The following is a 12759-nucleotide window of genomic DNA, read 5'->3' as shown; positions in this document are numbered from 1 at the left end:
GGCGACGCATTTTAGAAATTTAGCGGGTCGAAAAGCCTGCATTTGTACAGGAATGTTCTGTCGACCCGCGACACTGAACGAAAATCCTGCAGATATGCAGGTAAAATCGAATCGCGAGCCGAAAATGGGACCGATGAAGGAAAATAAATGCATATAAAGTCAATTTCAGAATTCATTTGGTGATGGAGCCAAGCATGAGGCCAATGTTGGGGAAGTCCTTTTTTTTTGAGGTTAAGCGGCTGGTTTTGCTTCGCGGATGCGCTTGTTTAATTTATCTATTGCAAGTTTGCATACATTGTATGTGAGACAACTTAAGTCCATATCTACGAATGCACGTCTTTTAAGCTTTCGCGTCGTGCCTAATTCCAGATAAAGTTTTAAATAGGCAAAGACACGCTCAACCGCGGTCCGCTGTTTAAATAATTGATGGAACTTTTCACTGCCTCGCCCAGGTGCAGTATATCTACGAACATCCTCTTTTACTTGTTTTTTTTATCACCTTTTGGCAGCCGTCGGCTTGAAACGGACAGGCTGCGCATTCTTTGGGTGCTACAAATTTAACAGTATCCCGAGTCGCATCATAGCTATCGTAGCGGTACGAATGACCTTGTTTGCACGTTGGGCGCAAGTGCTTATCTACACCATCCGGCAGTTTGGTGCGATGAACAAGCGGAATAAGCGAACATGCACCTACATCTCTAACTTGCTGGTAAACGGGCTCGCTATCGTAACCTTTGTCGCCTAACACGTACTTAGGCTGGAGTGTTGGGAACCGCTCTTTTAATCGTTTAAGCAGCACGATCGCCGGACGTTGGTCGTTTACATGAGCCGAGCAGTTTACGCCAGTCACAATATACTGACTCTGGCAATCCACTAACAAATTGAGCTTGTAGCCGTACCAATATTTTACGCGTCCGCTTCCGCGGGGATCGCCTTTTGCTCCTACACTTGGATAGGTCGGCATGTCCGCGATGAGTTCCTCGTAGCTGCAAGACAACATCCCCGCAACTTCCTTTTCGAAGTGTGTTAACGAAGCTTCATAGGCCTCGACTTGCGCACGCCACGCGGCCTCCTCGGCTTTGGGGACGCGCCCGCGTTTGACACGCTTGGGTTTCTCGGGCTTGGGGGCTGGCTGCGGGACATGGCTGACGGCGTCCAGAAAAGCAGGCTCTTCGCTGTCTTCTACCTCCTTGGGGAGAATGGACGGGGCCGGTTTAGACGCGTCAATTTTGGGGTTTCGGTCAAAGGCTTCCACATGCGAAGAGTCCACCGCCATGCTTTCACCTTTCAGGAAGCCTTCTGTAATCGCTGCATCCACCGTAATATCGATGACCTCATGCAGGATACCGGACTGCTGAAGTTTGGTGAAAAGCCTGGAATAGGCGGCTTGGCTCGGTACCCGATCAGAGCCTGTAAAGTGACAGCGCAATCTGAATTCTGCACTGCTTTTCAGACGGTTGACCAGGTCCTTGATGAAGCGAATATGCTCGATTTTGCAAAGGATAAGCGAAAAGATCATCGCTCTGGTGTTCAAGCTTTCGGGCCGACCACGTCGTTTGAAGCTACTGATGGCGTACAAGATTTTCGCAATAGGAACTTCTTCCAAAATGAGGTCGTCTTTTGACGCCGGGGACATTTTTAGAAGGGTCTCAAAAGGAAAAGAGCTCTTCCTGTCGAATTGGTATCGTAGGAGTACTTCCTTTCTTTCTCGTTTTGGGTGGCTAACCTTAATTTCGAGAATGTGGGGAGGTACTCCTCTTTTGGTGCGCCAAAAAAAGTCAGTCGTAGCAAGGGGTTTGAATTATGAAATTGACTTTATTTGCAGGGAAATCTATTTAAAAGGCCGACTTCGGAGGAAATAGCTGTAGATTTGCAGGCTTTAACGCGAGAGCGTAACGCGATAGAAACTTATCGCGAGTACAGCACGGCGTCAATCATCAATCGATCAAAAGTGCAGAATTTTCACCTCAAACAGGCTCTTCAGTGTCGCGAACCGGTCCAGCAGCAGGTGCTGTAACGGCAAAAAGTTACTCTACAGCTTCTCGAACCGGTCTAAATGGTGCTGTAGCGGCAAAAAAGTTACTCTACAGCGTCGCGGATCGGTCTAAATGGTGCTGTAACGGCAAAAAGTTACTCTACAGCGTCGCAGACCGGTCTAAATGGTGCTGTAACGGCAAAAAAGTTACTCTACAGCGTCGCGGACCGGTCTAAATGGTGCTGTAGCGGCAAAAAGTTACTCTACAGCGTCGCAGACCGGTCTAAATGGTGCTGTAACGGCAAAAAGTTACTCTTCTGCGTCGCTGACCGGTCTAAATGGTGCTGTAACGGCAAAAAGTTACTCTAAAGCTTCTCGAACTGGTCTAAATGGTGCTGTAGCGGCAAAAAGTTACTCTACAGCGTCGCGGACCGGTCTAAATGGTGCTGTAACGGCAAAAAGTTACTCTTCTGCGTCGCTGACCGGTCTAAATGGTGCTGTAACGGCAAAAAGTTACTCTACAGCGTCGCGGACCGGTCTAAATGGTGCTGTAGCGGCAAAAAAGTTACTCTACAGCGTCGCGGACCGGTCTAAATGGTGCTGTAACGGCAAAAAGTTACTCTACAGCGTCGCGGACCGGTGCAAATGGTGCTGTAACGGCTAAAAGTTACGCTACAGCCTCGCGTACCGGCCCAAATGGTGCTTCATACCCAAACTTCTTGTTTAATAGATCGATGATTTAAGTATGCATGTACGAGCATTTTAGGACGATGAGACCGTTATCAGTTGCTCCGAAAAAAAAACTACCGCCGCAACTCATTGTCCAGTTGCGAGCGGTAGAGCCGGTGAATGCGGCTTTGATGCGGACAAGCCTTCAAGATCAGCGCATTGAGCAGCCGGACGAGCAGAATCGTCTCCACCGCGCCGAACGCGAATCGGACGCCGTAGCGGAATCCGTATTCGTCTTCGCTGCGCCAGACGAGCTGGCCCTTGATCTTCATCGCGATGCCTTCCAGCTGCCACTCCATGCGGTAGACCGCGTCGTCGCGCACTGGAAAGCGAAGACCCGTGCGGAAGGAACAACCGCCCGGGCTGAGGTCGACGAGTTCGACCGGGGCCGGAGGCAGCGCGGGACGCACGTCGCCGATCCGGACGATATGAATGCGGGCCAGGACCGGGCCGGCCAATCGCAAGCGAATCTGCCGGCGCTGCTCCCGCCTCGTATCCGACAGCGTCAATACGCGATTCGACGGCTCTGATGGTTCGTATGATTCGAGCTGCATGACACGTCCTCCTTCAACTATCGATTTGCGGCCGCCGCCGCTCGCATCGCCCGCCTGCCGCCCCCCTCGCCTCCGGTCAACGCGGCGATCCGGCGCGACGGCGCGACGAGCGGATCGCGCGGGCGACCGCCAGGACGATCGCCGTCAGCAGCAGTCCGCCGACGACGTCCAGGAGCACGTCGAGCGGTTGGCCGGTCCTGCCGGCGACGCGCGCCTGATTCCATTCGTCCAGGCAAGCGGCCGCGGCGAGCACCGCCGCAAGCCGCGCCCAATCGGAGCAGCGCGCGTGAAGCAAGACGCGGAAGCGACTTCAGCGCGGTATACAAGCTGGCGCACAGCGCGGCGTACCAAAAGACGTGCGCGCTCTTGCGGAATAAAAACTCGATGAACTGGTACGGCGCCTGCTTGGCCGACAGCAGCGAGCGCCCGTAACGGAACGAGACGTCGGGCAGCATGCCGGACAAGCGGAACTCCGAGATGTGACGCCGCAGCAGCGGAACGATCGTCTGCTCGCCGTACGTCTGGGAGGAGAAGAAAAAGATCAGCGCCAGGCAGGCGACGGCCGGCAGCGCCTGCGCCAGCTGCACGGCTTTGGCGCGGCTCATGCTTCCCGTCCTCCCCCGCCGTTGTCGCGGCGAGGGGGGCGACGATCTGCGCCGGGTGCTCATCGGCACGACGGACAGTCCGTTGACGCAATAACTCAGACGATAGAGCATGTCGTGGGCTTTTTTCTTGCCGTAAACCGCGCAGTACGTACCGCCGTTGTAATGCAAGCCCCATTTGACCAATTTGTTCTTGCCAATCGGATATCACTCCCCCTCCGCCGATAGAAGCGCGGTCCTTCCCGTCCCAAGCCGTCTCCCTGACGTCCTCGGCGGACAGATCCGTTCCGATCTGGACCTCGACCAGCGTCAGGTCCGTCAGCGCGAGCATGCCGTGCTTCGCCGCCGCCGGGATGTACGCGACGTCTCCCGCCCGCATTTTGCGCCAGATGCCGTCCAGCAGCAGCTCGCCCTCGCCCGACGCGACCGTCCACGTCTCGCTGCGAAGCCGATGCGCATGGTACGGCAGCTGCTTGCCGGCATGCATCTGGATCAAACCCACCTTCGTGAGCATGTCTTCCCCGTTTACGTTGCAGTCGAGCACCCGGTAGGAGCCCCACAGGCGCTCTTCGAACATCGGCTCGTCGTCCCGGCTCCCGACCATTTCCTTCACCCTCGGACTTTTTTGTTTGTCCGCCACCAATATGCCGTCCGGACTGGCGGAGACGATCACGTTCGGCAGCCCGAGCAGCACGATCGGCAGCCCGAGCTCGTTGACGATATGCGATCCCGTCGACTCCTCGCACTTCGTCCCGTTGCCGATGACGCCCGCCTTGATCTCTTCGGTGAGCGTGTTCCACGTCCCGAGATCCTTCCAGTAGCCGTCGTACTCCGAGACCGCGATCGTCTCGGCCTGCTCGACGACCTCGTAATCGAAGCTGATCTTAGGCATCCTCTCATAGCTTCGGACCAGCTCTTCGTAATTGATCGGCAGCTGCTTCTCGATCAGCAGGTCGATCAGCATGCCGAGGCGGAACGCGAACACGCCGCAATTCCACAGCGCGCCCTCCGCGATCAGCCGCTTCGCCTCTGCCTCGGACGGCTTCTCCGTGAATCGGCCGACGAGCCGCCAAGGGGACGGGTCCAATGTATCGGCGCCCCTGTCCGCTGGCTTCGGTACGATGTAGCCGTACTTCTCGGAAGGATGCAGCGGCTTCACGCCCATCAAAGCGAGCGGCGCCCCGGACGTCCGGAGCACCTGGTCCAGCTCCGCGACGCGGTCGAAAAAACGATCCTCGACGTACGGATCGACCGGCAGCACGGCGACCGTCTCCTGCAGCGAGACGCCTTCGATCGCGTACAGATACACGGCGGCGAGCGCGATCGCCGGGAAGGTATCCCGGCGATGCGGCTCGAGCACCATCGGCACGTCCCCGAGCTGCGAGCGGATCGTCTCCGCCTGATTGCTGCCGGTCGCGATATAGGCGTCGCCCGCGAGCCCCGACGCGCCGAGCTGGCGCCATACGCGCTGAACCATCGATTCCATCGCGCCGTCCGCGCGCTCGAGCACCTTCAAAAACTGCTTGGACCGGGTCTCGTTGGACAGCGGCCACAGCCGCTTGCCCGATCCTCCCGACAGTAATACCAGCTTCATACGACCGCTTCCTTTCTTTGTCCCGCCGGGCTTGCCGCCGGCTGTTCTCTGGCGGACAGCGCCGCGGATACGGCGGCCCGGAGCTCGCGCTCGAACCGCTCCTCGCCGAAGCCCGCCGCATAGGCGCGGATGCGCGCCGAATCCCATGTCCAGGACTGGAATCCGAGCAGCGTCCTCGCGAGCGATTCGCGCGTCTGCTTGTCGAAAAACAGGCCGTTCAGACCCTGCCGGATCGTATCCTGCGCGCCGCCCTCCCGGTATGCGATAACGGGCCGTCCGCAGGCGTTGGCCTCGAGCGGCGTGATGCCGAAGTCCTCGACGCCCGGAAAAAGAAGCGCCCGGCATCCGCGCATCAGACGCTCGACCTCGCCGTCCGGCAGACGTCCGAGGAAGGTAACGTTCGGACCGGCCAGCCGCGCCAGCCGCTCGCGGTCCGGGCCGTCGCCGACGACGACGAGCCGCTCGCCGAGCAAGGAACAGGCTTCGACGGCGAGATCGATCCGCTTGTACGAGACGAGCCGCGATACGACGAGATAATAATCGCCGGCCGCGCGCTCCTTCGCGCCCGCGCGGTCGAACCGCCCGGTATCGACCGGCGGATGAATGATCGTCGCCTGCCTGCCGTAGTGGTCCCGGATCCGCTCCTGCACGATGCTCGAGTTGGCGATCAGTTCGTCCACCCCGGCGGTGTTCGCGGCATCCCACCGGCGGAGCGGCGACACCATGAGGCCCGACAGCTTTTTCGCAAGCGCGGGCACATCCATATCCTTCACGTAATTCTCGTAGTCCCAGGCGAACCGCATCGGCGTATGGCAGTAGCAAATATGCACGGCGCCTTCGGGCACGCGCACCCCTTTGGCGTACGCGCTGCTCGAGCTGATGATCAGATCGAAGCCGCTCAGGTTCATCGACCGCACCGCGAGCGGATACAGCCAGAAAAACAGCTTGAAGCGCTTGTTGATGCCCGGTATGCGCTGCATCCACGTCGTCCGGATATCCGCCGATCGCAAGTCCGCGGGCAGCTTCGACCTGTCCGCGATCGTCGTGAAGATCGGCGCGTCCGGATACATCCGCCGCAGCGAGCAGACGACGCGCTCCGCGCCGCCCATCTGGTTCAGGTAATCGTGCGCGATCGCCACGCGCGGTCCGGCGGTTCGGCCGGGCCGCAGCTCGCGATAAAGCGCCTCGACCTTGGCGACCGTCGAAGCGATGCCGAACTCGCGGCGCGCGCGGTCGTAGGCCGCCCTTCCCATATCCAGCCTGCGCGCGGGCTGCGCGATCAGCTCTCCGATGCGGTCGGCCAGCGCGCGGACGTCGCCGACCTCGTAAAGCAGGCCGCTCGCGCCTTCGGTCACGATCTCGGGAACGCCGCCCGCCCGCGTGCCCACGACCGGAATCCCCTCGCCCATCGCCTCGATCAATACGCGGCCGAACGGCTCGTTGTCCGAACATAAGACAAGGAGATCCGCCGCCCGGCAGATCTCCTTGATATCGCTTCTGAAGCCCGTAAATACGACGCGTCCCGCCAGGTCGGCCGCGGCCGCCATCGTCTTGAGCCGCTCGGCGTAAGCGATGTTTTCCTCGCGGAATTTCGGCTCGCCGACGACCCATAGCTTTGCGTCCAGCCCGCGGGCGACCAGCAGCCGGAGCGCTTCGATCGCGTCCTCCTGCCGCTTCCACGGCGCGATCTGGCCGACGATCGTCATGACGAACGTGTCCGGCGAAGCGCCGAACTCGCGCCGGATTCGGACGCGATCCGCCTCTCGGTCGGCTTCGTCGGCGTGTTCGAGGGCGACGCCGTTGTGGATGACGGTGGCCAGTTCGTCCATTCTGGCCTCCAAACCGTCCAATATGACCGGCGTGAGCTTGTCGCCCAGCTCGGCCGTCCCTTTTTTCACTGCCTCGGAAATACAGATGAGCGAGCTGGCCCTGCGTGCCGCCACCGTCTTGACGAGCCTTCCGATCAGGCCGCCGGGCATGTGATCCCGTATGTGCCAAATGACGGGAATGCCGCGCAGGCGCGCAAACAGGGATACCGTCAGACCGCCGCGAATCGAATTCGCATGCACGATATCGATTCCTTGTTCCCGCACGATCCGGGCGATCTGCCGGCCTTCCGCGGCCATGCCCAGCAAGTGGCGGACCAGTACGAGCGGATTGCGGGTCATGCGCGCGCGGTATCCCGGCACCCCGACATGCTGAAGCCCCGCGGCCCGCGCCCGATCGGCAAGCTCACCGGACGGGCAAAGCAGGAGGGACTCCGCTTCGCGAAGGTGGGTCGCCATCGTTAACAAGCTGATCTCCGCGCCGCTGACGTCCGAGGTATGGTTGTAATAGCCGACCTTCATCGGGCTGACCTCCTCCTGCGCGAATCTATTGACGCTTCAAAAACTTCTGCGACCTGTCTCGCCACTTCGTTCCAGGTATAGCGCTCCAGAACATGCAGCCGGCAAGTCTCGCGGCTCGGCAAGCGAATGTCGCCGGCCAGCCAGCGCTTGATCGTCGTCGCCATCGCCTCCGCAGACGCGTCGTCAAAAAGCAGCGAGGGCTCGAACGGCTCCAGGATCTCCCGCGTGCCGCCGTTGGGCGTTCCCAGCACGGGGGTGCCGCATGCGAGCGACTCAACGGTCACCAGCCCGAAGCCTTCCAGCGTGACGGTCGGCACGACGCTGCAATCCGCGGCCTGGAACCATTCCGTTAACCGCTCGTTGGACAAGCGCCCGGTGAATACGACCTTTCCGGCCAGCCCCAGCCTGGAGGCCAACGCTTCCAGCTCGCCGCGCATCGAACCGTCTCCCGCGATGACGAGGAGCGCTTCGGGATGCGCCGCGGTTACCGTCGCCATCGCTTGAATGAGCCTGTCGATGCCCATTCTTCTGACGAGCCTGCGCACGCAAAAAAAGCACGCGCCGCCCCGCTCCGATTCCGAGCGTCTCGCGAACCTGGCGGACGTTCTCCGCCGGCCTGAAGCGCGACACGTCCACGGCGCCCGGTATTCGCACGATCCGTTCTTCGGGAATACCGTAATCCTTCGTTAATATGCCGGCAAAGTGCCGGCTCAGCACGATAAACCGGTCCGAACGCCGATACGCCAGGCGCTCTACCGATTTTTTCATGCGGTAACGGAGCAATCTCGCCGTCGACGCGCCCTTGTCCTCCACCATCGACTCCTCCGCCCAAGGGCCGTGAAAATGCGTAACGATCGGAATGTCCCGAGGCAGCCTGCCTCTATTCACGAGAGAGGCATACAGCGCGAAATGAGGGTTGTAGATCTCCGGCACCCAAGCCCTCCCGTCTCTGCCGATCGCTCGCCGGAACGCCCGCATGCGATCCCAGGTTCCCGTGCCGTCGCCGCTGCCGGGGACGGCCTCGACGTAGGCCGGCGCCGTTCGCCGTTCGCCGTCCGCGGTGACGAGCGCCCGCAGCTCGTGCCCCGCTGCGGTCATCGCGTTCGCATAATCCGCGAAGTACCGGTTTAACCCGCCTGGCTTGTGATCGATCCAGCCCATGCCCGTCGTTAATATGTTCATACCGCTTCCCCCCTTGTCGGCGGCCTCCGCTTGATCCGGACACCCAGAGACGCCTTCTTCCCCGCGCTTTTCCTCTTCCGCCAACCGGTCCAGGAACGCTTGGGGATCCGCGAACAGATGCCGGATGCGCGCGATCTCATCCGCTTCTTTATCCCACCAACGGCTTTGCAGCAGCCGTTCTCTCTGTTCGGCGTCGAAGCGATGCCGCACGACTCTTGCAGGCACGCCGACGGCGATCGCATACGCCGGTATCCGGCCGGTGACGATGGCGCCCGCTCCGATGACGGCGCCGTCTTCGACGACCGCTCCCCGCAGCACCTGCGCGCCGGCGCCGATCCATACGTCGTTGCCGATCGCGGGCGCGGGCCTCGGCTGCGTCCAGCCCGGTTCGGCCGCGGTCTCGCGAGGCAAGGTCAGGCCGTCCTCGACATACCAAAAAAGGATGCGTGGACACCGCATCCAACGGATGATCGTCGCCGCCGATCAGCACGTTCGGCCCGATCGAGCAAAAAGCGCCGATGCGGCCCGAGTCGATTCAGGGCGCCCCCCGCGAACGTAGCTGTAACGCCCGACGGATACGCCCGGGCTTACCTTCGCAAGCGGCATAATATAAGCCGTCTCATGGATGAGCGGCTGATTTCGAATCGTTTGCGTCGTCCAATGCTGAAGGAACGCATTTAACGATAGCGCGACGCGTTTTTTCAAGCCGTTCAATCGGTTCGAGCCGCCCGGACGATCGTTCATATGGCCCGCTCCTCCGGCTTTTGCGCCCTGTCGTCCGAAGCTTGCCGGCATTGGCGAAGGAGTGCAGCCGGATCGCCGAAGTAAGGGGCCATCGCTCGCAGCCTGTCTTCGTCCCATTCCCACCAGCGCAGTTCGCGAAGCGCCGCGGCCGTCGCCTCGTCGAACAGCGTTCGGATGACCTTGGCCGGCACCCCGCCCACGACGGAATACGCCGGCACGCGGCCGGCAACGAGCGCGCCGGCCGCCACGACCGCGCCGTCCTCGATGACCGCGCCGCGCAATATGGTCGCGCCCGCGCCGATCCACACATCGTTGCCGATGACTGGGGCCGGCTTGGACTGGGACCATCTGCGCTCGGAGGCCCGTAGGCCGTTATGGTCCGGCGCGTACCAGAAAGGATGTCTGGAAACGCCCGTTAGCGGATGTTCGTCCGCTCCGATGGTCACGTGCCAGGAGATCGAGCAGAACGCGCCGATCGAGCCGGAGTCCGCATGAACGTGATGTCCGATATACGTATGGCGTCCGATCTTCACTTCGGGACGGATCCGGCTGCCGCTTTCGATGGTGACGGTAAGGTCCGCGTCGGGTCCTCCCCGCTGTACGGACCAGTATTGAACAAAGCGAAGCAGCCGCTGCATATTGCCGGCGAGCGATATCTTGAACGAGCGTGTCGGCATGCCCCTTACCCCCAAGCTGGACGCAATGTATTCGCGTAGCGCCGGGCCGCGGCGCCCGCGTCGTAATTTCGCGCTTTTCGCGCCGCCGCCTCGCCCATGGCGAGCCGCTTGGCCTCGTCCTTCTTGAGCAGCGCGATCGCCTCGGCCAGACGCCGGGAATCCCTGCTCGGCACGACGAGTCCGTCCAGGCCGTCTTCGATCAGATCCTGCATGCCCGTCTGGTTCGTCACGACGGCCGGCAGACCGGACGACATCGCTTCGAGCGGCGCCAGGCCGAAGCCGTCCTCCACGGAGGCATGTACGTACAGATGCGCTTCCCGAAGCGCCGGCAGCGGATCGCCGCTCGCATGGCGAATCGCGACGCCGAGACTTTTGTAATGGTCGATCGACTCCCTGATCGCACGCCAGCCGATGCCGCCGACCAGCACGACTTCGATCTCCGGATCGTTCAGAAGCCGGACGGCCTCGAGCAGATACATAAATCCCTTCCGCAGCGTGATCTGCCCCACCTGCACGATGCGGAACTTCGAGCCGTCCGTTCTCCGCCGGGCTTCGGGCGAGGGGCCCGCGAATCTGGCGGTGTCGATGCCAAGGGGCGCGTACAGCAGCCTTTCGGCAGGCACGCCGCGGCTGATAAAGCTGTCCCGCTGAAGCGCCGACGCTATCGTTATATAGTCGGCGAGCTCGTATTCCCGCCGAACCCGCCGAAGCCATTGCCGCGAGAACGGCGAGCCGCCCATCCGATATTTTCGGTGCTCGGCTTCGGTCACTTCGTAGACGTGGTCCGCATGCGTCGTCGCGGCCTCCAGGACGGTGACGCCGCCCCAGCGCTTCACCTTTTTGAAGGATTCCTCCGCGAATCCCGGAAAGCAATGATAGACGATCGGCCGTTCCGGAAGACGTTCCGCGGCCCGTACGTCGAATTGACGCCCGATCAGCGCCGACTGGATCGCCGGAGACCAGCGGATCGGCGAATACTTCATCGCCCGCGTCCAGGCCGGCGCAGGAATGGCAAGGCAGCTTTCCGGAGGAAGCTTCGCCGGCTTTTCGCGGCACAGGATTTGAATGGGACGCCCGGCCGCATGGGCCGCTTTTTGAATAAAGCTGAGATGTCCGCCGAGCCCGCCTTCGCCGAAGCCGGACGAGCTTCCGGCATAGATCGGTAATATCATTTTCCGGCCGCCTCCTTTCCGAGCGTAGGGTTTATCGTCAACAGGTCCTCGATCAGATTCGCGCGCTTGACCGCAATCGGCTTGACCTGGCTCGCGGGTTCGCGGGAAAAGTCGCCCTTCGAAGCCGCCAAGATCGTCTCGGCCAAATCCTGAATATCCGCGTGCTTCGCCGTATACACGCCGTCCATGTACGCTTGCCATTCCGACAGCCCGCCCGCGTCGAATACGACGACCGGCTTGCCTCTGCGCCTGGCCTCGGGCACGACAAGTCCCGCCGGTTCCGGCCATACGGACGGCACGACCAGAAGATCCGCCCTGTCGTAATAGGCGTCGATGGCCGAGCCGTTCACGTGCCCCGTGAAAACGACCTCTCTTTGCAAGCCCAGCTCCAGGGCAAGCTCCCGCATCTTCCCCGTAAACCAGCCGTCGCCGACGATCGTCGCCCGAACCCGATGGCCGTCGTCCAACAGCCGCCGTACCGCCCGCAGGAGGTACTGCACGCCTTTGGTATAGTTAATCCTGCCGACGTACAGCAATTCCAGCTCTTCCTCGCCGCGTCGTCTCTGCAGCGGGGGATAAACCGCCATGTCGTTGTCGTCGAAGGAATTGTCGATCACGCACAGCCGCCCGGGATCGATCCCTTCCAGCGCCAGAAAGTCGCTCATCGAACGGCTGACCGCGTAGACGCGCCCGCAGCCGCGCAGCGCACCGATCAGGCCGCCGCTCCGCTTCAAAGCGCGCAGCGCCTCCAGCGGCGATACGTTCGTCCCGCATTTGCGCGCATACCATCTGAACAGGCAGCCCGCGCCGGTGGGATGAACGCAAATCTCGTCGGCGTCGCGAAAGAGCCGCGCACCCGACGGACAAAGCGGGCGGTGAACGGTTGCGGCCACGGGCGCATAAGCCGACAGCAGCTCGGCGATTCCGGCCGTTTCCGGTCCTGCGTGCCATACGATCAGGTCGGGCCGGAAGCGTTCCGCCATGGCCTCCCACGCTTCCTTATCGCGCGGAAGAAGGCTGACATCGATGCGCGTCTCTCCCCAATCGTGCCGTCCGTCCAATTCCATCACCGCGACCTTTGAGAAAATGCCGCGTTCGCCAAGCCGGATCGTGAATTCGTATATGAATCGTTCAAGGCCGCCCGTGGGGCCGAAGTGATCCGCGATCTGCAAAATGTTCATT

General features: G+C 61.1%; 9 protein-coding genes and 3 pseudogenes. All 12 read right to left on the bottom strand.

Annotated elements, in window-relative coordinates; genetic code table 11:
* Nucleotides 1-463 precede the first annotated feature (463 nt).
* Nucleotides 464-1606, bottom strand: coding sequence for a transposase (locus tag OMP40_RS37965; RefSeq protein WP_277528203.1), 1143 nt, complete (start codon nt 1604-1606; stop codon nt 464-466).
* Between the two features lie 1172 nt (nt 1607-2778).
* On the bottom strand, nt 2779-3258 hold the full coding sequence (locus OMP40_RS37960) for a PilZ domain-containing protein (protein ID WP_277539378.1): 480 nt from the start codon (nt 3256-3258) through the stop codon (nt 2779-2781).
* Nucleotides 3259-3334: 76 nt separating this feature from the next.
* Nucleotides 3335-3511 carry a VanZ family protein gene (locus OMP40_RS42945; RefSeq protein ID WP_420872120.1) on the bottom strand — a complete coding sequence of 59 codons (177 nt, stop codon included), beginning with the start codon at nt 3509-3511 and terminating at the stop codon, nt 3335-3337.
* Nucleotides 3512-3617: 106 nt separating this feature from the next.
* Nucleotides 3618-3863: pseudogene (locus OMP40_RS42940) on the bottom strand (VanZ family protein); the annotation flags it as partial.
* Between the two features lie 271 nt (nt 3864-4134).
* Nucleotides 4135-5454: pseudogene (locus OMP40_RS42935) on the bottom strand (sugar phosphate nucleotidyltransferase); the annotation flags it as partial.
* A complete protein-coding gene (locus tag OMP40_RS37950; RefSeq protein WP_277539376.1) occupies nt 5451-7802 on the bottom strand; it encodes a glycosyltransferase family 4 protein in 2352 nt (783 codons plus the stop codon). The pseudogene OMP40_RS42935 and the gene OMP40_RS37950, both read right to left, overlap by 4 nt.
* The gene (locus OMP40_RS37945) at nt 7799-8326 is read right to left on the bottom strand and encodes a glycosyltransferase (RefSeq protein WP_277539374.1); all 528 of its coding nucleotides are present in this window, start codon (nt 8324-8326) and stop codon (nt 7799-7801) included. The genes OMP40_RS37950 and OMP40_RS37945 overlap by 4 nt, the downstream gene beginning before the upstream one ends.
* Before the next feature lie 157 nt (nt 8327-8483).
* Nucleotides 8484-9443, bottom strand: a pseudogene (locus tag OMP40_RS37940) (glycosyltransferase); the annotation flags it as partial.
* Nucleotides 9444-9467: 24 nt separating this feature from the next.
* Nucleotides 9468-9728, bottom strand: a complete 261-nt coding sequence (locus OMP40_RS37935) for a hypothetical protein (RefSeq protein ID WP_277539372.1) — start codon at nt 9726-9728, stop codon at nt 9468-9470.
* A complete protein-coding gene (locus OMP40_RS37930) occupies nt 9725-10405 on the bottom strand; it encodes a CatB-related O-acetyltransferase (protein WP_277539370.1) in 681 nt (226 codons plus the stop codon). Before OMP40_RS37930 ends, OMP40_RS37935 begins: the two co-directional genes overlap by 4 nt.
* A gap of 5 nt (nt 10406-10410) precedes the next feature.
* The gene (locus tag OMP40_RS37925) at nt 10411-11577 is read right to left on the bottom strand and encodes a glycosyltransferase family 4 protein (protein ID WP_277539368.1); all 1167 of its coding nucleotides are present in this window, start codon (nt 11575-11577) and stop codon (nt 10411-10413) included.
* Nucleotides 11574-12758 carry a glycosyltransferase family 4 protein gene (locus OMP40_RS37920; protein WP_277539366.1) on the bottom strand — a complete coding sequence of 395 codons (1185 nt, stop codon included), beginning with the start codon at nt 12756-12758 and terminating at the stop codon, nt 11574-11576. Before OMP40_RS37920 ends, OMP40_RS37925 begins: the two co-directional genes overlap by 4 nt.
* Between the last annotated feature and the right edge of the window lies 1 nt (nt 12759).

Source organism: Cohnella rhizosphaerae (assembly GCF_029525575.1).
Taxonomy (GTDB): Bacteria; Bacillota; Bacilli; order Paenibacillales; family Paenibacillaceae; genus Cohnella; species Cohnella rhizosphaerae.
The sequence above is the reverse complement of the archived record's forward strand: the minus strand, read 5'-3'. Positions and strand labels throughout refer to the sequence as shown.

Coding starts and splice junctions, on each gene's coding strand:
- OMP40_RS37945 (WP_277539374.1), bottom strand. CDS start 8,326: ATGGGCATCGACAGGCTCATTCAAGCGATGGCGACGGTAACCGCGGCG.
- OMP40_RS37925 (WP_277539368.1), bottom strand. CDS start 11,577: ATGATATTACCGATCTATGCCGGAAGCTCGTCCGGCTTCGGCGAAGGC.
- OMP40_RS37950 (WP_277539376.1), bottom strand. CDS start 7,802: ATGAAGGTCGGCTATTACAACCATACCTCGGACGTCAGCGGCGCGGAG.
- OMP40_RS37935 (WP_277539372.1), bottom strand. CDS start 9,728: ATGAACGATCGTCCGGGCGGCTCGAACCGATTGAACGGCTTGAAAAAA.
- OMP40_RS37930 (WP_277539370.1), bottom strand. CDS start 10,405: ATGCCGACACGCTCGTTCAAGATATCGCTCGCCGGCAATATGCAGCGG.
- OMP40_RS37960 (WP_277539378.1), bottom strand. CDS start 3,258: ATGCAGCTCGAATCATACGAACCATCAGAGCCGTCGAATCGCGTATTG.
- OMP40_RS37920 (WP_277539366.1), bottom strand. CDS start 12,758: ATGAACATTTTGCAGATCGCGGATCACTTCGGCCCCACGGGCGGCCTT.